Origin of the sequence: Paraburkholderia sp. BR14312 (assembly GCF_040948675.1) — a bacterium.
Taxonomy (GTDB): domain Bacteria; phylum Pseudomonadota; class Gammaproteobacteria; order Burkholderiales; family Burkholderiaceae; genus Paraburkholderia; species Paraburkholderia nodosa_A.
In genome coordinates this window covers 446,713-471,230 of record NZ_JBFPKI010000007.1, presented here as the reverse complement: position 1 = coordinate 471,230, position 24,518 = coordinate 446,713, and the positions used below count along the sequence as shown (strand labels likewise).

At 67.0% G+C, this 24,518-nt stretch carries 20 protein-coding genes; 11 read left to right on the top strand and 9 right to left on the bottom strand.

Annotation, left to right across the window (positions count from 1 at the left end):
* The 4 genes from AB3X98_RS22355 to AB3X98_RS22340 all read right to left on the bottom strand — a co-directional run bounded on the left by AB3X98_RS22355 (position 1) and on the right by AB3X98_RS22340 (position 7,750).
* Positions 1–3,123 carry an MdtB/MuxB family multidrug efflux RND transporter permease subunit gene (locus tag AB3X98_RS22355; RefSeq protein ID WP_368610315.1) on the bottom strand — a complete coding sequence of 1,041 codons (3,123 nt, stop codon included), beginning with the start codon at positions 3,121–3,123 and terminating at the stop codon, positions 1–3.
* 6 nt (positions 3,124–3,129) lie between these two features.
* On the bottom strand, positions 3,130–4,503 hold the full coding sequence (locus AB3X98_RS22350) for an MdtA/MuxA family multidrug efflux RND transporter periplasmic adaptor subunit (protein WP_368604086.1): 1,374 nt from the start codon (positions 4,501–4,503) through the stop codon (positions 3,130–3,132).
* A 397-nt stretch (positions 4,504–4,900) separates the two neighbouring features.
* Positions 4,901–5,737, bottom strand: coding sequence for an IclR family transcriptional regulator (locus AB3X98_RS22345; protein WP_342945586.1), 837 nt, complete (start codon positions 5,735–5,737; stop codon positions 4,901–4,903).
* Between the two features lie 465 nt (positions 5,738–6,202).
* Positions 6,203–7,750 (bottom strand): class I adenylate-forming enzyme family protein, encoded by a 1,548-nt coding sequence (locus tag AB3X98_RS22340; RefSeq protein WP_368604213.1) that lies wholly within the window; start codon positions 7,748–7,750, stop codon positions 6,203–6,205.
* 274 nt (positions 7,751–8,024) lie between these two features.
* Here AB3X98_RS22340 and AB3X98_RS22335 point away from each other — a divergent pair, with 274 nt between their 5' ends.
* Entirely contained in the window at positions 8,025–8,942 is a 918-nt protein-coding gene (locus AB3X98_RS22335) for a LysR family transcriptional regulator (protein WP_368604087.1), read from the top strand.
* 133 nt (positions 8,943–9,075) lie between these two features.
* Positions 9,076–9,825: an SDR family oxidoreductase gene (locus AB3X98_RS22330; RefSeq protein WP_342945588.1), complete on the top strand. Its 750-nt coding sequence runs from the start codon at positions 9,076–9,078 to the stop codon at positions 9,823–9,825.
* Between the two features lie 69 nt (positions 9,826–9,894).
* Here the strand turns inward: AB3X98_RS22330 and AB3X98_RS22325 are convergent, their stop codons facing one another.
* Positions 9,895–11,097, bottom strand: a complete 1,203-nt coding sequence (locus AB3X98_RS22325; protein ID WP_368604088.1) for an ammonium transporter — start codon at positions 11,095–11,097, stop codon at positions 9,895–9,897.
* Between the two features lie 405 nt (positions 11,098–11,502).
* On the opposite strand from AB3X98_RS22325, the gene AB3X98_RS22320 reads away from it, so the two are divergent.
* On the top strand, positions 11,503–13,182 hold the full coding sequence (locus tag AB3X98_RS22320) for an ATP-binding protein (protein WP_368604089.1): 1,680 nt from the start codon (positions 11,503–11,505) through the stop codon (positions 13,180–13,182).
* A 173-nt stretch (positions 13,183–13,355) separates the two neighbouring features.
* Here AB3X98_RS22320 and AB3X98_RS22315 read toward each other — a convergent pair whose 3' ends face one another.
* A complete protein-coding gene (locus AB3X98_RS22315; RefSeq protein ID WP_069267890.1) occupies positions 13,356–13,937 on the bottom strand; it encodes a DJ-1/PfpI family protein in 582 nt (193 codons plus the stop codon).
* Between the two features lie 59 nt (positions 13,938–13,996).
* On the opposite strand from AB3X98_RS22315, the gene AB3X98_RS22310 reads away from it, so the two are divergent.
* The 5 genes from AB3X98_RS22310 to AB3X98_RS22290 all read left to right on the top strand — a co-directional run bounded on the left by AB3X98_RS22310 (position 13,997) and on the right by AB3X98_RS22290 (position 18,942).
* Positions 13,997–14,533 (top strand): GNAT family N-acetyltransferase, encoded by a 537-nt coding sequence (locus AB3X98_RS22310; RefSeq protein WP_083245542.1) that lies wholly within the window; start codon positions 13,997–13,999, stop codon positions 14,531–14,533.
* Between the two features lie 2 nt (positions 14,534–14,535).
* Positions 14,536–14,991, top strand: coding sequence for a hypothetical protein (locus AB3X98_RS22305; protein ID WP_069267889.1), 456 nt, complete (start codon positions 14,536–14,538; stop codon positions 14,989–14,991).
* A gap of 125 nt (positions 14,992–15,116) precedes the next feature.
* Positions 15,117–15,572, top strand: coding sequence for an Rrf2 family transcriptional regulator (locus AB3X98_RS22300; RefSeq protein WP_069267928.1), 456 nt, complete (start codon positions 15,117–15,119; stop codon positions 15,570–15,572).
* Between the two features lie 105 nt (positions 15,573–15,677).
* Entirely contained in the window at positions 15,678–16,322 is a 645-nt protein-coding gene (locus tag AB3X98_RS22295) for an NAD(P)-dependent oxidoreductase (RefSeq protein WP_368604090.1), read from the top strand.
* A 238-nt stretch (positions 16,323–16,560) separates the two neighbouring features.
* Complete coding sequence (locus AB3X98_RS22290; RefSeq protein WP_342946000.1) at positions 16,561–18,942, top strand: mechanosensitive ion channel domain-containing protein; 2,382 nt, start codon at positions 16,561–16,563, stop codon at positions 18,940–18,942.
* 67 nt (positions 18,943–19,009) lie between these two features.
* Here the strand turns inward: AB3X98_RS22290 and AB3X98_RS22285 are convergent, their stop codons facing one another.
* Positions 19,010–19,618: a cysteine dioxygenase gene (locus AB3X98_RS22285; protein ID WP_368604091.1), complete on the bottom strand. Its 609-nt coding sequence runs from the start codon at positions 19,616–19,618 to the stop codon at positions 19,010–19,012.
* A 125-nt stretch (positions 19,619–19,743) separates the two neighbouring features.
* Here AB3X98_RS22285 and AB3X98_RS22280 point away from each other — a divergent pair, with 125 nt between their 5' ends.
* Positions 19,744–20,205: an Lrp/AsnC family transcriptional regulator gene (locus tag AB3X98_RS22280; RefSeq protein ID WP_368604092.1), complete on the top strand. Its 462-nt coding sequence runs from the start codon at positions 19,744–19,746 to the stop codon at positions 20,203–20,205.
* A 103-nt stretch (positions 20,206–20,308) separates the two neighbouring features.
* Positions 20,309–20,503: a hypothetical protein gene (locus tag AB3X98_RS22275; RefSeq protein WP_069267885.1), complete on the top strand. Its 195-nt coding sequence runs from the start codon at positions 20,309–20,311 to the stop codon at positions 20,501–20,503.
* Positions 20,504–20,523: 20 nt separating this feature from the next.
* Here AB3X98_RS22275 and AB3X98_RS22270 read toward each other — a convergent pair whose 3' ends face one another.
* Both AB3X98_RS22270 and AB3X98_RS22265 read right to left on the bottom strand, forming a co-directional pair.
* Positions 20,524–23,052, bottom strand: a complete 2,529-nt coding sequence (locus AB3X98_RS22270) for an FUSC family membrane protein (protein WP_368604093.1) — start codon at positions 23,050–23,052, stop codon at positions 20,524–20,526.
* A 123-nt stretch (positions 23,053–23,175) separates the two neighbouring features.
* On the bottom strand, positions 23,176–23,847 hold the full coding sequence (locus AB3X98_RS22265; protein ID WP_069267883.1) for a VC0807 family protein: 672 nt from the start codon (positions 23,845–23,847) through the stop codon (positions 23,176–23,178).
* A gap of 217 nt (positions 23,848–24,064) precedes the next feature.
* Here AB3X98_RS22265 and arfB point away from each other — a divergent pair, with 217 nt between their 5' ends.
* Positions 24,065–24,469, top strand: a complete 405-nt coding sequence (gene arfB / locus AB3X98_RS22260; protein WP_069267882.1) for an alternative ribosome rescue aminoacyl-tRNA hydrolase ArfB — start codon at positions 24,065–24,067, stop codon at positions 24,467–24,469.
* Positions 24,470–24,518 lie beyond the last annotated feature (49 nt).

Here is a 24,518-nt window from a genome sequence, read left to right as displayed (position 1 = left end):
TCAGCTCTCCGACGAAGACGACGCCGCGCCGTGCGAACCGCCGCCAAAGCGCTGGCGCAGACGCTGCGCGATCCGGTCGAACGCGAGGTAGATCACCGGCGTCGTGAAGAGCGTGAGCGCCTGGCTCACGATCAGGCCGCCCGCAATCGCGATGCCGAGCGGCCGGCGCAGCTCGCTGCCCGCGCCGTAGCCGAGGATCAGCGGCACGGCGCCGAGCAGCGCCGCCATCGTCGTCATCATGATCGGCCGGAAGCGCAGCAGACACGCCTGGTAGATCGCCTCGCGCGGCGGCTTGCCTTCGTGGCGCTCGGCCTCGAGCGCGAAGTCGATCATCATGATGGCGTTCTTCTTCACGATGCCGATCAAGAGCACGATGCCGATGATGCCGATGATGTCGAGGTCGTGCCCGGTCAGGATCAGCGCGAGCAAAGCGCCGATCCCGGCCGACGGCAGCGTCGAGAGAATCGTGATCGGGTGCACGAAGCTCTCGTACAGCACGCCGAGCACGATATACATCGTGACGATGGCCGCGAGGATCAGGAACAGCTCGTTGGACAGCGACGCCTGGAACGCGAGCGCGGCGCCCTGGAAGCGGGTCTGGAACGAGCCCGGCAGGCCGATGTCTTTTTCCGCCTGCTCGATCGCCTTCACCGCCGCGCCGAGCGAGGCGCCCTGAGCCAGGTTGAACGAGATCGTCGTGGCCGGGAACTGCGAGAGATGCGTGACGAGCAGCGGCGCGGGCCGCTCGTGGAACTTCGCGATGGCCGAGAGCGGCACCTGGCCCGTGCTCGAGGTCGAGGAGGGCAGGTAGATCGAATTCAGCGCGTCGGTGTAGTGCTGCAGAACCGGATCGGCTTCCAGAATCACGCGGTACTGGTTCGACTGCGTGAAGATCGTCGAGATGATGCGCTGGCCGTAGGCGTCGTAGAGCGCGTTATCCACCGTCGCGGGCGTGATGCCGTAGCGCGCGGCGCTCGCGCGGTCGATCTCGATGAACACCGAGCTGCCCTGGTCCTGCAGGTCGGTCGCCACATCCGCGAGTTCGGGCAGTTGCTTCAGGCGCTGCACGAGCTTCGGCACCCAGGTCGTGAAGTCCTGGATGTTCGGCGTGGTGAGCATGAACTGATACTGCGTGGGGCTCACCGTCGAGTCGATCGTGAGGTCCTGCACCGGCTGCATGTAGAGCGTCGCGCCCGGCACGTGGGCCACACTCGTTTGCAGGTCGCGGATGATCTCGCTCGCCGTTTCGCTGCGGTCGTCGCGCGGCTTCAGGTTGATGAGCATGCGGCCGCTGTTGAGCGTGATATTGGTGCCGTCCACGCCGATGAACGAGGTGAGGCTCTCGACGTTCTCGTTCTTGAGAATCTCCACGGCGAGCGCCTGCTGGCGCTCGGCCATCGACGCATACGACACCGATTGCGGCATCTGGGTGATGGCCTGGATCACGCCCGTGTCCTGCACGGGGAAGAAACCCTTGGGCACGATCGCGTAGAGAATGCCGGTGAGCACGAGTGTGATGAGGAACACGATCATTGTGAGGCGCTGGCGTGCGAGCACCCATTCGAGCGCCACGCCGTAGCGGCCGATCACATAGTCGAAGAACGCATGCACGCGCGCCTCGAAGCGGTGGCTTTCGGGCGGCGGCGTGTGGCGCAGCATTTTCGCGCACATCATCGGCACGAGCGTGAGCGAGACCACGGCCGAGATCACGATCGTCACCGCGAGCGTGATGGCGAATTCGTGGAACAGGCGGCCCACCACGTCGCCCATGAACAGCAGCGGAATCAGCACGGCGATCAGCGACACCGTCAGCGAGATGATGGTGAAGCCGATCTGCTTGCTGCCCTTAAGCGCCGCTTCGAGCGGGGTGTCGCCCGCCTCCACGTAGCGCGCGATGTTCTCGATCATGACGATGGCGTCGTCCACCACGAAACCGGTCGCGATGGTGAGCGCCATCAACGACAGGTTGTCGAGCGAGAAGCCGCACAGGTACATGACCGCGAGCGTGCCGATCAGCGATAGCGGCACCGAAAGGCTCGGAATGATCGTGGCGTAGATGTTCGCGAGGAACAGGTACATCACGAGCACCACGAGCACCACCGACATCAGCAGCTCGAACTGCACGTCGCGCACCGAGGCGCGGATCGTGGTGGTGCGGTCGGTGACGATCTGCACGTCGAGCGAAGAGGGCAGCGATTCCTGCAGTTGCGGCAGGAGCGCCTTGATGCTGTCCACCACCTGGATCACGTTCGCGCCCGGCTGGCGCTGCACGTTCAGGATGATCGCGGGGGTGCCGTCGGCCCACGCGCCGAGCTTGGTGTTCTCCGCGCCCTGCACGATGTTCGCGACGTCGGTGAGCATGACGGGGCGGCCGTTGCGGTAGGCGATTACCGCGTCCTTGTAGGCGTCGGCGTCGGTCAGCTGGTCGTTCGCGTTGATCGTGTAGGCGCGCGTGGGGCCGTCGAAGTTGCCCTTGGGCGTGTTGACGTTCAGGTTCGAAATGCTCGTGCGCAGGTCGTCGAGGTTCAGGCCGTAGGCCGCGAGCGCGCGCGGATTCGCCTGGATGCGCACGGCAGGGCGCTGGCCGCCCGAGAGGCTCACGAGGCCCACGCCCGCCACCTGCGAGATTTTCTGCGCGAGGCGGGTGTCGGCGAGATCCTGGATCTGCGTGAGCGGCAGCGTCTTCGAGGTGATCGCGAGCGTGAGGATCGGCGCGTCGGCGGGGTTGACCTTGGCGTAGATCGGCGGCGCGGGCAGGTCCGAGGGCAGCAGGTTGCCGGCCGCGTTGATGGCGGCCTGCACTTCCTGTTCGGCCACGTCGAGCGGCAGGTCGAGGCTGAACTGGAGCGTGATGACCGAGGAGCCCGCCGAACTCTGCGACGACATCTGGTTGAGCGACGGCATCTGCCCGAATTGACGTTCGAGCGGCGCCGTGACCGAGGACGTCATCACGTCCGGACTCGCCCCCGGGTAGAAGGTCTGCACCTGGATGGTCGGGTAATCGACTTCAGGCAGCGCGGAAAGCGGCAGAAAGCGCAGCGCGACGAGACCGACCAGCATGATCGCCGCCATGAGCAGCGCCGTGCCGACCGGCCGCAGGATAAAGGCGCGGGATGGATTCATGCTGGCTTACTGGGCTTGCGTCTGCGAGGCGTGGCGATGGCCATGACGCGCGCCCGAGGCCGCGCCGGCCCCTGATGCGCCTTGCGCGCCCGCGGCTCCCGACGCTCCCGACGCTCCCTTAGCGTGTTGCGGATGCTCGGCGGGAATCGTGATCTTCGCGCCTTCGCGCAGACGGTCGGAGCCGTCGGTCACGACGCGCTCGCCCACGGTGAGGCCCGAGGCGATGCTGGTGCGTTCGGCATCGACGGGGCCGACCTTCACGAGCCGCACCGTCACCGTGTTGTCGGGCTTCGCGACATAGACGTACTGCCCCTGCGAGCCGTTGAGCACGGCCGAAGTGGGCACGATCACGGCGTCGTGGATCGTATCGACGAGCAGGCGCGCGTTCACGAACTGGTTCGGAAAGAGCCCCTGCTCATGGTTCGTGAAGCTCGCGCGCAGCTTGACGGTGCCCGTGGTGGTGTCGATCTGGTTGTCGATGGTCTGGAGCGAGCCGGCTTCGAGCAGCGTCGTGTTGCTGCGGTCGTAGGCCGTGACCGACATTTTCGTGCCCGCGCGCAGCTGCTTCATGATGGGGGGCAGGTTGTCCTCCGAAGTCGTGAAGATCACGCTGATCGGCTCGAGCTGCGTGAGCACGACGATGCCGTTGGTGTCGCTGGGCGTCACGTAGTTGCCCGGATCGACCTGGCGCAGGCCCACGCGGCCCGAGACGGGCGCCGTGATGCGCGCATAGGTCAGGTCGAGCTTGTAGGTATCGACGCTGGCCTGATCGGACTTGACGGTGCCCTCATATTGCTTGACGAGCGAGGCCTGGGTGTCGACCTGCTGGCTCGCGATCGAGTCTTGCGAGAGCAGCGTCTGGTAGCGCTTGAGGTCGAGGCGCGCCGTGGCGAGCAGCGCCTGGTCGCGCGCGAGCTGGCCTTCGGCGTTGGCGAGCGAGATCTGGTAGGGGCGCGGGTCGATCTGGGCGAGCACGTCGCCCTTTTTCACCATCTGGCCTTCCTGGAAGTACACGTCCTGAAGCGTGCCGGATAGTTGCGTGCGCACCGTGATGTCGGCAAGCGGCGTGACCGTGCCGAGCGCGGTGATGACGATGGGCATGTCGCCGGCCTTCGCCGTCGCCACGCTCACGGGCTGCGGCATGTTGGCCATGGCGCCCGGACCGCCGCGCCGCGCGTGCGCGCCGGCCGCCGGTGCGGCGTTGCCGCCCGAGAGCGCCTTGTTCCACGGCTGCCAGCGCGCGAGCACGATGCCGGTGATCACGATGACCACACCCAGTGCGATGAACTTGCCCTTGCCGCGCCTCGCGGCGACCGGAGCGGGGGACTGCGGCGTCGTGTCTTTACGGGGGGAATCCGGGCGCTTTTCTTGTTGATCCATCGGTCAGGTCGGTAACAGGTTCTCGAAGCGGGGTTCTCGAAGGCTCTTGGCGGAGCTCACTACAGGGGGCCGGCCGCGAAGCGCTCGCACAAGCGCGCCGCAGCGCATGGCGCCGGCGCAACGGCGCGCGCCGATGCCACCCAGGCCGTGCGCTAGCAAGATGTCAGGACGCGCCGCGCTGCGGCCCGGGTGCCGCGCCATGCGCTCACGGGCATGGACGGCGTCGCTGGCGGCTGGCTGGCGTAATGGGCGAAGGGCGGCGGCGCGGCTGGCCCTTGCCGCCAAAAAGCATGATGCTACGTTGCCCCCTTCGTTACAGTCCAGTGCCGTTTCTTTCGAGACGTTACGAGCGTTACACCCTTCGAGTGCTTTTTGTAAGGCGCAGCCGCTCGTGTTGTCAGGTCGCGTGAGGCAGGCGCAGGGCGCCGCCGATTTCGTCGACGACGTGCGCAACGCATTCGCGCATCAGCGGCACGACGTGGCTGACGAGCCACTCGCGCGGGCACTGCTGCGCGGCGCCGCCGCAGTTGATGGCGTAGATCTCGCCGTTGGGACCCGCGAACGCCGTGGCGATGGCGTTGAGCCCTTCGTACCATTCGCCGATCGCGAGCCCGTAGCCGTGGGCGGCGGTCTCGGCGAGCGCGGCGTCGAGACGGCTGCCGAAGACGCCCCAGTCGTTGCCGGTCGAAGTCTGCAGCGCGGCGGTGAGTTCCGCGCGCGCGTGCGGGTCGAGCGCGGCGAGGTAGGCGCGTCCGACGGCGGTGCGGCCCATGTCGATGCGCGAGCCGACCTCGAGGCGCGTGACGAGCACGGCGGTGCGCGGGCGGATCGCGTCGATCACGACCATGTCCAGACGGTCGCGCACGGTCAGGTGCACCGAGAGCGCGGTGCGCTCGGCCAGCCGCGTGAGAAACGGCCGCGCCCGGCTGCGGATGTCGGCGTTGCGCAGGAAGCCGTTGGACAGCTCGAGCACCGACGAAGTGAGCACGAAGCGTTCGCTGTCGGGCAGCCGGGCGAGAAAGCCCGTGCTCACGAGCGTGCCCGTGAGGCGCGAAAGCGTGGGCTTGGGAATGCCCGTCAGTTCGGTCAGTTCGCGGTTGCTGAGCGGCGCGTCGGCGGCCGCGACGCAGCGCAGGACGGCAAGGCCGCGCGCGAGCGCCGTCACTTCGTCGGCGCCGCCGTCTTTATCTCGCGGAGCGTCTTCAGGAAGGCGCGAATCGGGTGCGGAAGTCATTGGCGGGACAATTTTCCGAAACAGGATTTCAGTTTTGAGATTTCGCGCGAGCCGTTACAAAGTCAGCGCGGGCGTGCCGCGCGATACAGCCGTTTGCGTTCGATCAATGCGGCGCTCCCTAAATTAGGGCGCTAATTCTCAGACGATTGTAATGGATGCCAGAAGCTCGACGATTGGCGCATTTTGGCGAGATTTTGCTTGACTTAGTCAGCATGTAGGTAAAAAATGGAATGCGATTTCGGCAATCCGCCTCGACCCCGCAAAATTGCGGGGTTTTAATGTGCCATGCGGTATGCAATTCGCATAATTGCGCATCTTTTTCCGACGGCACGGCGCATCCGAATACCGGCTCTCAGGTTCTAGCACGGCCCTCGGAATGGCTAGAACTTTTCAAGGCGCCACGTGCAAACGTGGCGCTTTTTTTTCCGCCGGCTCCAAATCCACGAACGTGCGCCAGGCGGCCGGTCAGGCGACCTCGCCGCTATAGCGCTCCCGCAACTCACGCTTGAGCACCTTGCCGATCGGGCTGCGCGGTAGCGCGTCGACGATCACCACGTCGGCAAGTCGCTGCAACTTCCCCAATTGCCCGTTGGCCCAAGCGGCGAGCGTGTCGGCGGTCAATGCCGAACCGCGCCGGAGCGTGACGAACGCCACCGGCGTTTCGCCCCAGCGCGCCGATGGAACGCCAACCACCGCGGATTCGGCGACTTCGGGGTGTCGGGCGAGCACCTGTTCCAGATCACTTGGATAGATGTTGAAGCCGCCCGAGATGATCATGTCCTTCTTGCGGTCCATCAGCACGAGGAAGCCGTCTTCGTCGAAGCGGCCGACATCCCCGGTTCGAATGAAGCGCCGCCCATCGCCGTCGTACCACTCGGCTTGCGCCGTCTTGTCCGGTTGCCGGTAGTAGCCGGTCATCATGGCAGGCGAGCGCCCGACGATTTCACCGGCTTCCCCGGCGGCGACCTCGCGTCCGTCGGCATCGATCAGGCGCATTTCATGGCCGTTCAGCGGGCGGCCAACGGTGTGCAGCTTGTCGGGAAACTCGTCCGCGCAAAGCTCGCATGACGCGCCGCCTTCGGTCATGCCATAGAACTCGGTGAGTTTGCCCGGCCACCTGCGCAGGGCGTCCGCCTTGAGGGCCGCCGCGAACGGCGCGCTCGTGCAGAACTTCGAGTGGAAGCTGGACAGGTCGTAGCGATCGAAGTCCGGATGACCGAGGATGCGTTGGTATTGCACCGGAACCAGCATGGTGTGCGTGACATGCTTGCGCTCGGCAAGCTCGAGATATTGCTTCGCATCGAACTTCGGCATGAGGACGACCGTTCCGCCGAGCGCGAGCGTCGGGAAGAAGCTCACCAGCGTGGTGTTCGAATAGAGGGGCGTCGCAATCAAGGTGACGGCGTGCGGCCCGTATCCGCGCTCGAGACTTCGCAGCGTATAGGCGTAACGCATCGCGTGCGACTGGACGATCCCTTTGGGCGCGCCCGTCGTGCCGGACGAGTAAATGATGTTGAACGCCCACTCCGGCCGAATTTCCACGTGCGAGGGCGCGGCGCCCACGGGCGCGAGCCAGGCATCGAATTGCCCGGCTGCACCGATGTCGACGACGCGCAGCGCAGGCGGCAGCGTGACGCCCGCAAGCAACTGGCAAACCGCCGCATCGGCGAAGAGGATTTGCGCCCGCGAGTTCTCCAGCATGGCGACGAGGCTGTCCGCATGCGTGGAGGGCGACAGCGGGGCGACCGCGAGTCCTGCCCGGAGCGCGCCGAAGAAAACGGCGGCATAGGGGATGGAACTCGACGCACAAATGGCCACGACGTCTTCGGGTGCCAGCCCGTCACGCTGCAGCGCGGCCGCACAGCGGTCGATCAGCGCATCGAGCGCGGCGAACGTGACGGTCTCGTCTTCGCAGACAATGGCCGCGCGCGCGCCGTGTTCCGCCGTGCGTTGGCGAATCATGGCGGTCAAGTCGACGAACGGGGAGTCGGGGGACGGGGACTGCACGGACATGGCCTCATACCTCACTGGAAAGATGTTTTCGCGGGCGTGATGCAGTTCTCTTGCGCAATGGTCTCCCTTTTGATGGGCGCGCGGGCACGCTTCACGGTTTGTGAACGTGCGTTCGATTCTCGGGCTGGTCATTGCGCCAGGCAACGACAATTTTGTTGGACAGACCGTCAAGGCGACTTTGACAGCTCGCCCCCAAGGACGCGGCGTCATGTGAACCGACCTACGTTCCCTTTCTGCCATACCATCGCTCATCACCCGTTCGATGGAGTCGCACATGCTCTCCGAAGAGGAACTGGCGTTGCTCGACGCCATCCGCGAAACCGGCAGCCTGTCGCGCGCGGCGGCACGGCTGAACAAGGCGCCTTCCACGATCTCCCATGCGGCGCGCCAACTCGAGGCGCGCTTCGACGCGCTGCTCTTCGACCGCCGGCGCTACCGGCTGCAGCTCACTCCAGCCGGGCATCTGCTCGCCGAGGAGGCGAGCCGCCTGATGCAGGACGTCGCGCGCATGACGCAGCGCGTGCGCCAGGTCGCGAACGGCTGGGAAGACCGCTTGTGGATCGTCACCGACGAGATTCTCGAATTCGAACTGCTCATGCCGGTGATCCGCGACTTCGACGCGCTGCAGTCGGGCGTCAAGCTGCGTTTCACGCACGAGGTGCTTTCCGGCACCTGGGAGGCGCTGCGCGACGGCCGCGCCGATCTCATCGTCGGTGCGACCAACGAACCGCCCGCCATCGACGGCCTGCACTGGTTCGAACTCGGCGTGATGGAGTGGGTGTTCGCGGTGGCGCCTCGCCATCGGCTCGCGGGCGAGAAGGCGCCGCTCACGCGCGAGCGCATGCTGGCTGAGCGCGGCGTAGCGGTCGGCGATTCGGCACGGCTCACGCCGGGCCGCGGCTACGGGCTGCTCGGGGGGCAGGAGGTGCTGGCGGTGCCGTCGATGCGCGCGAAGATCCTCGCGCAGCGCGCGGGCCTGGGTGTCGGCTGGGTGCCGCGGCGGCGCGCGGCGAAGCTCATCGAGCGCGGTGAACTGGTCGCGAAGGTCACGGCGAACCCGCGCGAGCCGAACATGCTTTACGTGGCGTGGCGCGGTGAACACGTGGGACGCGCACTGCAATGGTGGATCGACCGGCTGCGCGAGCCGCGTCTTGCCAGGCGCCTCGTGGACGGAATCGAGGTCACGGGCTGAAGCCGGCTGCCCGTGCAAAACGTTCGACAGCTTCGAACGTCTGCGCCAAAACCTTCGTACGGCAGAAAGCGCGCCGCCCGGCAATATGGCATCACAGTCTCAGATCGAGACTATCCCCTTCAAGGAGAACGTCATGAACCGCTTTGCAAACAAAACTGTCCTCGTCACCGGCGGAACCAGCGGTATCGGCCTCGCTGCCGCACAGGCCTATGCCGCCGAAGGCGCGCACGTCATCGTCACGGGCCGCGACGAAGCCGGCCTCGAAGCCGCGCGGCGCGCGCTCGGCCCGAACGCGCACGCATGGCGCAACGACGCGGCCTCGATCACCGGCGCGCGCGAGCTGGCCGCCGCCGTGCGCGACGCCGGCCTGCGCCTCGACGCGGTGTTCATCAATGCGGGTGTGGCGAAGCTCGCGCCGTTCGAGCAAGTGGACGAAGCGCTCTGGGACGTCACCTTCGACACCAACGTGAAGGGCGCGTACTTCCAGATTCAATCGCTCCTGCCGGTGCTGGGCGACGGTGCGGCCATCGTGCTCAACGGCTCGATCAACGCGCATATCGGCATGCCCACGTCGTCGGTGTATGCGGCGAGCAAGGCCGCGCTGATCTCGTTCGCGAAGACACTTTCGGCCGAACTGCTGCCGCGCGGCATTCGCGTGAACGTGGTGAGCCCCGGGCCCGTGAAGACGCCGCTCTACAACAAGTTCGGCATGGATGCCGCCGCGCTCGCGGCGGCCGAGGAATCGATTCGTGGGCTGGTGCCGCTCAAGCGCTTTGCGACGGCGGAAGAGATCGCGTCGACCGTGCTGCATCTGAGCGCGGCGGAATCGGCCTTCATGATCGGCACCGAAGTGATCGTCGCCGGCGGCATGGGCCAGCTTTGATGATCCGTTAGTGATGCGTACGGAATGCGGGCGGCAGGGCGCCGCCCGCGTGAGCGTACTGCGCGTCGGTCAGGAAACCGTTTCGCGTTCCGGCGTGGCCGTGATCTTGTGGATCGACAGGTCGGTGCCGTTGAATTCCTGTTCGCGATCGATGCGCAGCCCAACGAATTTGCGCAGCAGGCCGTACACCACGAGCCCGCCAAGGAAGGCGATCGCGATGCCCGCAATCGTGCCGACGATCTGCGCGCCGAGCGAGACGCCGCCCAGGCCGCCGAGCCAGCGCTGGCCGAAAATGCCCGCGGCGATGCCGCCCCATGCGCCGCACAGGCCGTGCAGCGGCCACACGCCGAGCACGTCGTCGATGCGCCAGCGGTTCTGCACGCAGGTGAACATATAGACGAACAGCGCGCCGGCAACCGCCCCCGTCACGAGCGCGCCGAGCGGATGCATGATGTCCGAGCCCGCGCACACGGCCACGAGCCCCGCGAGCGGCCCGTTGTACGTGAAGCCCGGATCGTTGCGGCCTGCGAACCACGCGGCGAGCGTGCCGCCCACCATCGCCATGAGCGAGTTGACGGCAACAAGACCGCTGATCTTGTCGATGGTCTGCGCGCTCATGACGTTGAAGCCGAACCAGCCCACCGCGAGCACCCATGCGCCCAGCGCGAGGAACGGGATGTTCGAAGGCGGGTGCGCGGCGATGCGGCCGTCGCGCGTATAGCGGCCGTGGCGCGGCCCGAGCAGCAGCACGGCCGGCAGGGCGATCCAGCCGCCGAACGCGTGGACGACTACCGAGCCCGCGAAGTCATGGAACGGCACGCCGAACACGTGCGTCATCGCATCCTCGAAACCGAGGCGGTTGTTCCACACCATCCCCTCGAAGAACGGGTAGATGAAGCCGACGATCACGAAGGTCGCGAACAGCTGCGGATTGAACTTCGAGCGCTCGGCGATGCCGCCCGACACGATGGCCGGAATGGCCGCCGCGAAGGTGAGCAGGAAGAAGAAGCGCACGAGCGCGTAGCCGTTGTGCTCGGCGAGCACGTCGGCGTGCGAGAAGAACTGCACGCCGTAGGCGAGCGTATAGCCGATGAAGAAGTAGGCGATCGTCGAAATCGAAAAATCGACGAGGATCTTCACGAGCGCATTGACCTGGTTCTTCTTGCGCACGGTGCCGAGTTCGAGAAACGCGAACCCCGCGTGCATGGCGAGCACCATGGCGGCGCCCAGCAGCAGGAATAGCGTGTCGGTGCCGGTTTTTAGATTGTCCATCTGGCGTACCCAGTTTGCCCAAAATGGCGCATAGTGAGCAAGATATGGGCCAGCTTCAGCGCCAAACTGGTGAATTCGCAGCGAAAGCAGGCGTCAAGCCGGTGCGGCCGTGCACCGATGCGGAAAAATGGCAGGCGCCGTATCGCCGGTGCCGGTGCTGATTTCCGGGGCGCATGCACCACGTTCCGGCACAACCTCGGGGCTCCCGCGCAAAGGTGGGGAACTCGCGCGCCAAGTTAGGGCGCTTAATTCGATTTTCCTTTCCACATCAATGGATTGTCGGCGAATCGAAATCCTCTTGCGTTTTCGCGAGGATAAATTTCGGGCGCACATAGGGCGCAAACGCCGACATAATGGCCAGATTGCCACCTCACGCACGTCCGGCCGCCCGGTACCCGCCACGCAATGCGCCTCACGACCAAAGGGCTTCTACTGATCGCGATTCCCGCCGTGTTCGAACTGAGCTTGCTGTCGGCCATCGTGAAGGCCGAGACCGACGCCGCCGCCGCGGAGCGCTGGGGCCAGCACAGCCAGGCGGTGCTGGCGCAGGCTTCGCGCGTGCTCGAACCGGTGCTGGTCGAGTCGGTCAAGCTGCGCGGTGCGGTGGCGGCCAATGACACGAGCTATGCCACGCCGGTCTCGATGTGGATGGACGTGGACCGCCGCATCGACCGGCTCGTCGATCTCGTGGCCGATAATCCCACACAGGTCGAGCGCGCCGTGCAGATTCGCCACGCCGTGCAGAACTATCGCCAATGGTCGGACCGCGTGCAGGACCTCTTGCGTTCTGGCCGCCGCGCCGACCTGGCCGAGCGCTTTCGCGCGCTCATGGCCGCCGACGTGCTCGACCGCGTGCGCACGCAGATCGTCTCGTTCCAGACCGAGGAGCGCCGCCTCGACGTATTACGGGTGTCCGCCGCCGAAGCGGCGCGCGCCCAGCAGCAGACGCTCGTGATGACGGCAGTGCTTGGTTCGATCGTGCTGGTTGCGCTTGCCGTCTGGGTCTTTACGCGCGGGGTGCGCGGGCGGCTCGATGCGCTTTCCGACAACGCGAACCGGCTGGCCGCGAACGAACCGCTTGCGCCGCTCACGGCGGGCAACGACGAAATCGCCGAACTCGACCTCACGCTGCACCAGATCAGCCAGCGGCTGATCGAAGCCGAGCGGCTGCGGCTCGGTTTTCAGGCCGACCTTGCACGGCGCGCAGACCAGCTCGCACGCATCAACGAAAACCTTCGCCAGCAGACTCAAGAAAACGAGATGTTCATCCACGGCGTGTCGCACGATCTGCGCGCGCCGCTCGTGAACCTGCAGGGCTTTTCGCGCGAGCTCAATCACGCGTGCAACGACCTGCGCGAGCGTATCGCGCATTCTTCGCTCTCGCCGCAGGTGCGCGCGCGCATCGAGCGCACCATCAACGAGGATATCGGCGAGGCGCTGCGCTATCTGCAAACGGCGGTGCTGCGCGCATCGCACATCATCGACGCGCTGCTGCGGCTCGCGCGCGCGGGGCGCGTGGAGTACCGGCGACAGCGTATCAGTGTGCAGGAACTGGTGCAGCGCGTGGTCGACGCGATGCACGCGTCGATCCGCGCACGCGGCGCGCAGGTGAGCGTGCAAACGCTGCCCGACGTATGGGGCGACCCTACTGCGCTCGAACAGGTGTTTGCAAACCTGATCGGCAACGCGCTCAGCTATCTCGATCCGGCGCGCGACGGGCGCGTCGAGATCGGCACGGCTCATGCACCGCCGGGCGTGGAGTCGCTGCAGATTTTCTATGTGCGCGACAACGGGCTCGGTATTCCCGAGGTCGGCCTGCCGCGGCTCTTTCAGGCGTTTCAGCGCATGCACGGCAACGTGGCGCCAGGCGAGGGCATCGGGCTCGCGCTCGTGCGCCGCGTGGTCGAGCGGCACGGCGGGCGCGTGTGGGTGGAGTCGACGGAAGGCGAGGGGACGACGTTCTATCTGTCGCTGCCCGATGCGCTTGCGGTCGCGCCGCCGTTGCCCGGCGACGCGGAGCAGATCATCAGCGCGCTCGAACGCGCGGAGCGCTCGGAGGCTTCGCCCAGTAGCCTTGCGGAATAGGGTGCGGGCGATGGCGCGGGTGGCGCGAATGCGAAGGCAAGCGAGCGAAGCGAATCGCGGGCGGCGCCTGCAACGGCGTTGCGACCACCGGCAGGCGCTTAGACGTCCAGACAAGCGCGCTCTATCGGAGCTGCCCGAATTGGCGGCTGGCGCGCGCGTGGATCAGCGCTCGCTCACGGCTCGATGCGCGTGCCGAGGAGCACGAGGAACTGGCGCAGCCATTCGGGATGGGCGGGCCACGCCGGCGCGGTGACGAAGGGCGCGTCGGTCACGGCGCTGTCGATGGCGATGTCGGCATATTCGCCGCCCGCGAGCCGCACCTCGGGCGCGCAGGCCGGATAGGCCGAAATGCGCTTGCCGCGGATCACCTCGGCCGCGGCGAGCAGCTGGGCCGCATGGCAGATCGCCGCGATGGGCTTGTTCGCCTGGGCGAAGTGACGCACCATCTCGATGACCTTCGGGTCGAGGCGCAGATATTCGGGCGCGCGTCCCCCTGCGATGGCGAGCGCGTCGTAGCTGGCGGCGTCGATTTCGTCGAAAGTCGCGTTGAGCGCGAACTGGTGTCCCGGCTTTTCGGTGTAGGTCTGGTCGCCCTCGAAATCGTGGATGGCGGTCTTCACGCGCTCGCCAGCCTTCTTGCCGGGGCATACCGCATCGACGCGGTGGCCGACTGCCTGCAGCGCCTGGAACGGCACCATCGTTTCATAGTCTTCGGCAAAATCGCCGGTGAGGAACAGGATCTTCTTGACGGCCATCGTTTGTCTCCGGAGGTGGACGGTGGAACAGATCGTGCGCGTGGGCAGTCTACTCCATCATGTTTGACGATTTCGCAAAGCACGGCGTCGCGGGCGCCGCACTGCACACCATCGACTGGCGGCGCTACGTGCCGGGCCGCGATGCGAGCGCGCTGGCCGCGTTGTTCCGCGCGTCCGTGACCACGCTCGCTGCCTCGTTCTACGACGCGGCGCAGCGCAGCGCGTGGGCTGCGGCCGCCGACGATCTCGCGGACTTCGACGCGCGTCTTTCTCGCGGGGTCACGCTCGTGGCGTACTGTGACGGCGCGGCAGCGGCGTTCGGGCAGCTCTTTCCGCTCGATCACGTCGAGATGCTTTACGTCGCGCCGGTGTGGTCGCGCCGCGGCCTCGCGACGCTGTCGCTGGCGCGGCTCGAAGCGCTCGCGCGCGAGGCCCGCTCGACGGTATTGAGTGCCGACGCGAGCGCGGTGTCGCGGCCGATTTTCGAGCGCGCGGGTTTTTCGCTCATTTCGTCGGAGTCGGTGTTGCGCGACGGCGTATCATTGCCGCGTTTTCATCTATGCAAGCCGCTTCATGCGGCGAATTTTTCAGGATGACCATGTATTCGAAGGTTTCGACGCAAAGGCTGACGCTGGTCTCCCTGCTTGTGTGTGCGGCGCTCGCCGGCTGTAACAAGCACGATGCTTCCGCACCCGATCTGAGCAAGCAGTCCGCCGACGCCGTGAAGCAGGCCACGCAGGACGCCGCCAACCAGGCCGCGCAGCAGGCTGCGCAAACGCTCGACAAGGCCGCGAGCTTCGTGAACCAGCAACTCGGTGCAGCGCAGCAGAAGCTCGATTCGGCGGCCTCGCAAGGTCAACAGGCGAGCGCGTCCACGGCCGAGCTGGCTTCGGCGGCGCAGGGCCAGTTGCGCGGCGCGGCAAGCACGGCGCAGGCCTTGCTCGGGCAGGCCGCCGCGGCCACCGGGACCGGTTTGACGAGTGCGGGGCATTCGTTGCAGCGCTGGGCGAGCAACGCGGCCGCGTCGGCGCCGGCATCGGATGCTTCGAAGTAAGGCCGCAGCCGTGCAGGCCGCGGCTGACGGGTTGACGCTACGAATTAATGTAATTATGATGGTTACACTTTTTGGCGCGCGTGGTTCGAACCATTCGTGCGCCGCACAGCAGTGGCAGGTTTGCCGTGAATACGAGTAGCCGTTTCGCTTTTGCCGTTCACGTGCTCGCGCTGCTGGCGCAGCAGGAGGGCGTGCCGCTGTCGTCGGAGATCATCGCGGGCAGCGTGAACACCAATCCCGCGCTGATCCGCCGGCTCCTGTCGATGCTTGCCAGCGCGGGCCTCACGTCGTCGCAACTGGGCGCGGGCGGTGGCGCGCTGCTCGCACGCGAGCCGCAGGCAATCACGCTGCTCGACGTCTACCATGCAGTCGACGACGCGCAGTTGTTCGCCATGCACCGCGAGGAGCCGAATCCGGCCTGCCTCGTCGGGCGTCACATCCAGCAGACGCTGCGCGGCGTGATCGACGACGCACAGCGCGCCATGGAGGCGTCGCTCGCCACGCGCACGCTCGCGGACGTCGTCGACGACATGACGCGCAGCGAGCGCAAGCTCGAACGCGCGCGGGCGCGGCGGGCCTGAGCGGGCTGCGCGCAAGCAGAATCATCAGCGGGGCATTGCCCCGTTTTTTCACCCCCGAAATGTAACCTCGTTAGTTACATAATTACGGAAAACAGGAGTCAGTTCATGAGCAAGACGCTGAAAATCGCCCTCTTTGGCGCAACCGGCATGGTCGGTTCTCGCATCGCCGCCGAAGCGGCGCGCCGCGGCCACCAGGTGAGCGCGCTGGTGCGCCAGCCCGAGCGCGTTGCGGCCGCACCGAACGTCCACGCGGCGAAGGCCGATCTGCTCGACGCGGCGAGCGTCGCAGCCGCGGTGCGCGGTCACGATGTGGTGGCGAGCGCCTATGCGCCGCCCAAGGATCAGCTTGGCGACCTGCTGGTCGCGAGCCGCGCGCTCGTGGAAGGCGTGCGCGCCGCGGGGCTCGAGCGTCTCGTCGTGGTGGGCGGCGCCGGCTCGCTGGAAGTGGCGCCCGGCAAGCAGCTCGTCGATACCGAAGGCTTCCCCGACGCCTACAGGGCGATCGCGCTCGCCCATCGCGAGGCGTTCGACTACTACCGTACCGTCACCGACATCGACTGGACCTTCTTCGCGCCGGCCGCGATCATCGCGCCCGGCGAGCGCACGGGCACATTCCGCACGGGCGCCAATACGCTGATCGCCGATGCGAAGGGCGAGAGCCGCATTTCTGCCGAGGACTACGCAATCGCCTTCGTCGACGAACTCGAGCAGGGCCGCTTCATTCGTCAGATCACAACGGTGGCCTACTGAGGCGCGACGCGGCGCGTCCTGCGCGCTGACAAACTGTTACGCACGCGCGCGGCGCGGCGAGGTGGAGTGCGGCTAAACTGGAACGTCCTGTTTATGCCCCTCCGCCATGAATACCAGCATCGGACGCGATGGCGCGGGCGCCGGGCCGTCGCGCATGCGCATCGACCCGGCGGATCGTGCACTTCTTTCACGCGCCGCGCCGGCGCGCCCGGGTCTACGCGCGTTCCTGCGCGCACTCATGCTCCTCGCATGCCTCGCGGCGTGCCTCGCCGCGCCGCTGCGGGCCGCCGCCCAAGCCGCGCCGGCGCCCGTGCTGCCGGTGCTCAAGAGCATCATCACCGGGGCGCCGGCGGCTGCCTCGGGGGCTTCGGCGGCCGAGGCGGCCTCTGCGCCGTCACCGGCGAGCCAGGCCGAGTTCACGCGCTCGCTCGACAGCGTCATCAATACGCTCGACAACGAGCGCCAGCGCACCGCGCTCCTGAATCAGCTCAAGAAGCTGCGCAGCGCGTCGCAAAACGTGGCGCCCGCGCCCGCTTCGGGCGCGGCGGCGAACTCGGCGGGGCTGCTGGGCGCAATCGCATCCGGGCTCGCCTCGGTCGAGGCGGACGCCCGCCGCGGCCGCAGTCCGTTTCACTACTGGGCGGGGCGCTTCAGGGCAGCCGGCGTCGAGCTTTACGACATCGCCTCGGGCGGAGAAGGCGAAAGCCTCGGCCGCATCGTGTTCGATCTGTTCGCCATGCTGGCCGGCTGGGGCGCATGCGCCGCGGTGCTGCGCTGGATCGAGCGGCGGCTGCTCAGGCGTTTCGATGTCGAGACCGGCCTGCGGCCCGATCCCCGCACCATCGATCTGCTGATTTTCGTCGTGCATCGCGCGGCGCCGTGGATCGTGGCGTTCCTCGGCGCGCTCGTGGTCGAGCGTTCGCTGCCCGACGCGCTCGGGCGCACGCTCGCCCTCGTGATCGCCTACGCGATCGTCGCGGGCGCGGTGTTCTCGTCCATCTGCCTGATCATGTTTTCGCTGTTCGGTTCGGGGCACCGGCGCGCGGCCGTGCGCCTGCTGATCGCGCGCTCGCGCCGGCTGCTCTTTGCGATCGGCGTGCTGGCCGCGCTCGGCGACGCCGCGACCAATTTCGAAGTCGCGCGCCAGCTGGGCGCGAACACGGCGGCACTGGTGAGCACCGCCGCGAACATGGCGGCCGCAGTGCTGACGGTGGTGTTCGCCTTTGGTTTCCGGCGCCCGGTCGCGCATCTCATCCGCAACCGCAGCTATTCGCTGCGCCACGGCCACAAGGCGCTCACCGAAGTCCTCGACGTGCTCGCCTCGCTCTGGCAACTGCCGATGCTGCTGCTCGCCGGCGCTTCGATCGTCGCCACGTTCGGCGGGATCGGCAGCCGCGACGACGTGCTGCAGATTTCCGTGGTCTCCGCGCTCCTGCTCGTGCTCGCGTTCTTCCTCTCGGCGGTCGTGCTGCGCATCACGCGCCCGAACCCCGCGCGCGTGCGGCGGCGCTCGCCGTATCTGCGGCGCCTGCTGCGCTTTGCCGGCACGCTGCTCGTGGTGTTCATCTGGTTCGCGTACTTCGAATCGTGCGCACGCCTGTGGGACATTTCGCTCGCCGCGATCATCGAGGCGAGCGTGGCCGCGCGCGGCATCGCGCACGCCATTTTCGCGATCGTGTCGACGGTGTTCCTCGCGTGGCTCGTGTGGATCACGGTCGATACTGCGATCCTCGAAGCGCTCAATCCGAGCGGTCCGCGCACCAAGGGCCGCGCGCCCAGCACGCGCGCACGCACCATGCTGCCGCTCGTGCGCAACGCGGTGCTCGTGACGATCCTCACCATCACCGGCATCGCCACCGCGGCGAATCTCGGCATCAACGTCACGCCGCTGCTCGCCGGCGCGGGCGTGATCGGTCTCGCCATCGGCTTTGGCGCGCAGTCGCTCGTGGCCGATCTCATCACCGGTCTGTTCATCATCATCGAAGAGACGATTTCGGTGGGCGACTGGATCGACATCGACAACGGGCATGCGGGCACGGTCGAGCATCTGTCGATCCGCACCGTGCGGCTGCGCGACGGGCAGGGCGCGATCCACGCGATTCCGTTCTCGCAGATCAAGATCGTGAAGAACCTTTCGCGCGATTTCGCGTTCGCCGTGTTCGAAGTGCGCGTGCCGTTCTCGGTCGATCTCGATACGGTCACGCGCATGATTCGCGAGACCGGCGCGGAACTCGTGGCCGACTTCCGCTATCGCCGCGAGATACTCGGGCCCGTGGAAGTGTGGGGGCTCGACCGGTTCGACCCGAACTGGATGGTCGTGAAAGGGCAGATCAAGACGCGGCCGCTGCAGCAGTGGAGTGTGGCGCGCGCGTTCAATGCGCGCCTGAAGCGCCACATGGACGAAGCCGGCATCGAGATGCCGGTGCCGCAGATGCAGGTGCACATGTCCTCGCGCGGCGGCGATGTCGAGGAGCCGCATGGTCATCCGCATCCGCATGGCGTGCACGTGGGCGGCGGCGTGGCACGCGATGCCTCGCACGAGCCGCGGCCCGCGCCGCCGCCGACGGCGGGCCCCGAGGGCGCACCGCCCCAGATTCCCACGGCGGGCAGCCGCGGCTGAAGGTCTGCGCCGCTCAGTTCAAACTCAAATCACCTGTGACGCCTTCGATGGATAGGGGCCAGTCGCGTTAAGACACGAGCGCCGTCTTGCGCACGAGCGGCAGCACGTCGTTGACCTGCGTTGAGATGTGCTCGGCGGCGACGCCGTAGACATGCAGCGAGACGGCCTGCGCGTCGCTGCCGTTCGACAGCCGGTGAATGCTGGTGCGCCCGCGTCCGCCGAACGACACGGCGCCGCTCGCGCGCCGATGCGAGCGCATCACGTCGGCGCCCTGGCGTGAGTCGTCCCACGCGTAGAGCGTTTCGGTCAGCGTGCCGTCGAGCACGGCGTAACCGCACCAGGTGTGATGCGCATGGATCGGGCTCGCGTGGCCCGGCTGCCAGACGAGCGCCGCGACCGTGTAGCGGCCGCGCCTGTCGGCCGCGATGACATGACGCCGATACGTGTGCGCGCTGCCTTCGCGCTGCGCGGGAGTGACGAGCGCCGGATCGGCGAGCGCGCGCGTGAGCGCCGCGCGCAGGCCGCGCGCGAAGCGGGCGCAGCGCGACGGGTCGCCGGGCGTCGCGCAGGCATCGAAAGCGGCGTCGAGCGCGGCGGTGAAGCGGGCGACGGCGGCGGCGTGCTGCTCCGCGGTGTGGAAGGCGCTCAGCAGGGCGAGTTCGGCAGGGGCGTTCATGGCGTGTTCTTCTTCCGGTTTCTACAAGAAGATTTATAGCCGTTCGCGCCTGGAAAGCGTTTTCCTATTCTTTTCCCGTTTGCCCATCGTGTAGAATAAATTTCTACGCTTCGGGGAGTGCGGAAATGGATCTCATCGACAGAAAGCTGGTTGAGTTGCTGCAGCAGGACGCGACCATGCCGGTCGCGGAGTTGGCGCAGCGCGTCAATCTTTCGCAAACGCCGTGCTGGAAGCGCGTGCAGCGCCTGAAGGAAACGGGCGTGATCCGCGCGCAGGTCGCGCTGTGCGACCCGCGCAAGCTCGGCGTGGGGACGACGGTGTTTGTCGCCGTGCGCACGAACCAGCACACCGAGGCATGGGCGCAGACCTTCACGCGCGCCGTGCAGGAGATTCCCGAGATCGTCGAGGCGTATCGCATGAGCGGCGAGACCGACTATCTGCTGCGTATCGTGGTCTCCGATATCGACGACTTCGACCGCGTCTACAAGCAGCTCATCCGCGCCGTGCCGCTGTTCGACGTCAGTTCGAGCTTCGCGATGGAGCAGCTCAAATATTCTACGGCGCTGCCGGTGCGCAGCGGCATCTAGCGGCATCTGGCGGGACCCCGCGGCTCGCGCCGCAAGCCGTCTGCAAGGCATGGCGGCGTAGAATGCCCGTTCCTGTCATCCAACTCGAGGCTGGGCACGACCGATGAACGAACCGCGCAGGAAGAACCCCACTGTCGGCGTTGCCGTGCTCATCGTCGTGGTGGTGCTGTTCGTGATCGGCACCGTGCTGTTCAACGCACTGAAAAGCAAGCGCGAGTACGACGAGACCGTGGGCGCCGGCGCGGCGCACGCATCCGCGAGCACGGCCGCGTCGCAAGCCGGTGGCTCGACGCAGTGACGCGCCGGGCCGTTTTCTTCTTATTCCTCCGGTAGCCGGATGATGCTCGCGTCCCGGCGAATCAACCAGGACGCCGTGATCATCTGCTTGCACTGGTGGGCGAGCAGCTTGAGTTCCTGCGGCAGTTCCGCCGAGGCGCCGAGCGCGCGCTCGGCTTCCACCACCATCGCATCGAGTTCGCGCGTGAGCTGCTTCGTGATGTCGGCCTGATCGGCGGGCGCAGGCGTGCCCGCTTCGGCGGCGACGAGGTTCTCGCGCACGCACGACAGCGCGCGCTCGAGTGCGTCGAGCTTGACCTCCGGCTGGTCGGCCCGCGCCGTGCTGCGCAGGAGCGGGGCGGTGGCGGTGATCTGCGAGGCGAGCACGTGGCTGCGCACGAGCAGGTCGTTGAGCTCGGGCACGAACTTCTGCGCGGCCTTCGGTTCGAGCATCATGCGCTGGAACGCCTGGCCGAGATTCGCGAATGCCACGTGCACGTTCTTGCGCGCGAGCCGGTAGCGGAAGTCGCGCGCGAGCGACGGTGCCGCTGCGGCTACGCTCGCCGTGGCTTGCGCGGTCTGTGCAGCGGTTTTCGCGCCCACGGCCGACACGGGCGAGCCGGGAGCGCCGGCGGTGGGCGAGTCGTCGAGGGTCGCGGCGGCGGCTGCGGGTTCGTCGATGACGCTCGCCGCGTTCGCCGAAGCGCTCGCCATGGCGCTCACGCTGCTCGTCACCGGATTCGCCACGCCGCCCGCGTCGCCTGCGCGCGTCGCCGCCGGCGCTGCATGGGCGGCCACGCGCGCGCCGGCCTCGCTCACCCGGGCCCCCGCGAACGCCGGCTGCGGCGCGCTCGTGCGCCCGCTCCACCACCAGCTCGCTTCGAGATAGCTGCGCGTCGCGGCGATCATGTCGTGCACGAGCTTGCCCATCAGGCGGTATTCCCAGTACGGAAACAGATGGCTCGCGGCGATGGCGATCATGCAGCCCACTACCGTATCGATCGCGCGCTCGCCGATGATGCGCATGCTGCCCGGCGCGAGCAGATGGAACATCAGGAGCACATAGGCCGACGTGAACACCACGCTCGCCGTGTAGTTGAAGAGCAGGAGGCTGTAGCTCATCACCATCGCCGCGAACATCGAGACGAGCAGCACGAGCGGCTGCTTCACGAGCAGGATCAGCGCAATGCTCGCGATACAGCCGATCAGCGTGCCGACGATACGCTGCGCGTTGCGCTGGCGCGTGAGCGAGTAGCCGGGCTTCAGGATGATGATGCTCGTCATCACGATCCAGTAGGCGTTGGTGAGTGGCAGAAGCCGCCCGAGCCAGAAGCCGACCGCCACGGCGATCGTCACGCGCAGCGCGTGGCGAAAGCTAGGCGAGGCCATCGTGAGATTCGAGAAGATCTGCAGCCAGGACACGCGGCGGTTCGTCACGAAACGTGTGAGCGCCTCGTCGATGCGCAGTTCGGTTTCGGTCGTCGGCACTTCGCTCGCGAGGCTGCGGCGCATGCGGTCGATCAGGCGTGTCGCGCTCCAGATACGCCGGAACGACGCAGAGATCGCCGCATAGGCCTCCGGGTCGGTCGCGGCCAGGTCGCGCTTTTTCAGCAGCTCGAGTTCGTATTCGATGGCGCGCAACTCGGCTTTGACATTCACGCTCGCGCGCGGCGCCTCGTTTTGCAGCACTGCAAGGCCGATGTCTTCGAGATCGGCGGCGGCCTTGCGGATCAGGTCGCGGTAGAACACGAGCAGGTCTGAGCCGCCGAAGGTGTTGCGCACGAGCGGGTAGTCGGTGTGTGCGCCCACGAACAGCTCGTGCAGATCGACCGTGTTGATGAACAGGTTGAAGTGCATCGCGCGCCGCGCATCGACCTTGCCGGCCCTAAGCTTGGGCAGGTTGCGCAGCACGATGTCGCGCGCCGCGTCCTGGCGCTCGACGGCGGCGATCTGCTTCGCGACGAGGTTGCGATAGCACTCGTCGAGATCGTTGTCGAGGTCGAAGAACTGGGCGCGCGCGAGCAGATAGTCGGCGCAGGCGAACACGCTTTCGGCGAGCGCCTGCTGCTCGATGCGATCGAGCATGAGCTGGCTGATCATGGTCGACCACGCCGTGTACCAGAGGCCGCCCAGCAGGATCCACAGCGCATTGACGAGCGCGAGGTGCGGCGTGAAATGCTCCTCGAGCGTCATCACCATCATGAAGAGGGTGGCGAAGCTGATCTGCGGCCAGCGGTTGCCGTAGACCACGATCAGCGAGAGCACGAAGGTGAGCGGCACCACGGTGGCCCAGAGCGCGACGGGGCTGAAGGTGGCGAGGCCGGTGGCGTAAGCGGAGAGAAACCCGATTACGCTGCACGCGAGCATTTCGTTGCGCTTGTACTTGAGCGGCCCCGGCATGTCGACCACACAGGCGCCGAGCGCGCCGGTCGAGATGGTGAAACCCAGCTCGCTCTTGTGAAGGACGAACAGGCACAGGACGGCCGGAAGCGAGATGCCGATCGCGATGCGCAGGCCGCCGTAAAAGTACTGGCTATAGAGGAATTTCCTGATTTCTACGGAGTAGCGCATCGACTGCCGAGGGAGTTCGAGAGCGGACGGTACGCCGCGGACTGTGGCGCTGAGTCTAACGTATTTCGGGCGCGATCTGACCGTCGATGCATGCCGGAACGGGCCGAAGCTGGCGCCGGCGTCTCAGTCCACGCTGAGTGTGCTCGCGTTCGTTGCGGCGGCCGCGTCGCCGAGCAGGCCGTGCGTGCCGTTGATGCGCCGCATGCGCGTGCGATACCAGAAGGTCCAGGCCATCAGGCCGCCGAACACGCCATAGCCGATGATCGGCGAGACGACGAGAAAGCGCTCGATCGGCCAGGTGGCGGCCAGGTACGTGCGGAGCGCGGAATCGAGACAAAGCCCGAAGCCCCAGATGAACGTGAGCAGCCGCATGGCCGCCGCGAAGCTCGTGTTTTCCTTCCAGAGCTGTTCGAGCCGCGCGACGCCCTCGCGCGTCTCACGCGCGACCGTCGCTCGCGTGAGATAGAACACGAGCGGGCGCCTGGCGAGAAGCGAGATCAGAAACGCGGCGCCGATCGCGCCCGAGGCGAGGCTTTCGCGCATCAACAGCACGCGCGGGCTGCCGCCGAATGCCACGGCGAGCACAGAGAGCACGATGCCGAGCAGAATGACGGCGGAGAGCGCATCCACCCGCCGAAAGCGCACCAGTTCGACGATGCTCCAGGCAAGCGGCGGCGCGGCCGAGGCAATGAGGCCGCCGACTTCGCCCCAGTGCGGCTCGGCGAGACGGTAGGCGACCCAGGGAAGCAGGAGATTGACCGCCAGTTCGGCAACGAATGCGGGACGCAGCTTCATGGGGTGCGTGCTCCTGTGGGTTCGCCCAAGGGAATGTCGCAAGTATGGTTCATGCGCCGCGCGGCGGCAAACTGGCTGCACAGCGGCCGACGGCGGATCGGCTTGCCCCTTGCGCGAGGAGGTGTCACGCCTGTGTCATGCCTGTGCCGATTCAGCCGCGCTGTGCGACACTGCCGCGTGTCCGGCCCGATCCGGCCTGCTTTCTTTCTCGTTGCCCATGACCGCACGCGCGCCCATCCCGTTGCAGGAAATCGAACTCGTCGCCGTTCGCGCGCAGGGCGCGGGCGGCCAGAACGTGAACAAGGTGTCGAGCGCGATTCATCTGCGCTTCGACATTCGCGCCTCGTCGTTGCCCGAGGTGCTCAAGATGCGCCTGCTCGCGCTCGCCGACCGCCGGATTACGAGCGAGGGCGTCGTCGTGATCAAGTCGCAGGAATACCGCACCCAGGAACAGAACCGCGTGGCCGCGCTTGCGCGCCTGGAGGAACTGGTCGACAGCGTGAGCGTGACGCGCAAGGCGCGCGTGGCGACGCGTCCCACGCGCGCCTCGAAGCTGCGCCGGCTCGACAGCAAGGCGCGCACCGGTGAGCTGAAGGCGGGGCGTCGGCGCGTCACCGACTAGCGACCCGGATCACGCGGCGGCTTGACCCGGCTCGCGCCACGGGCGCTCG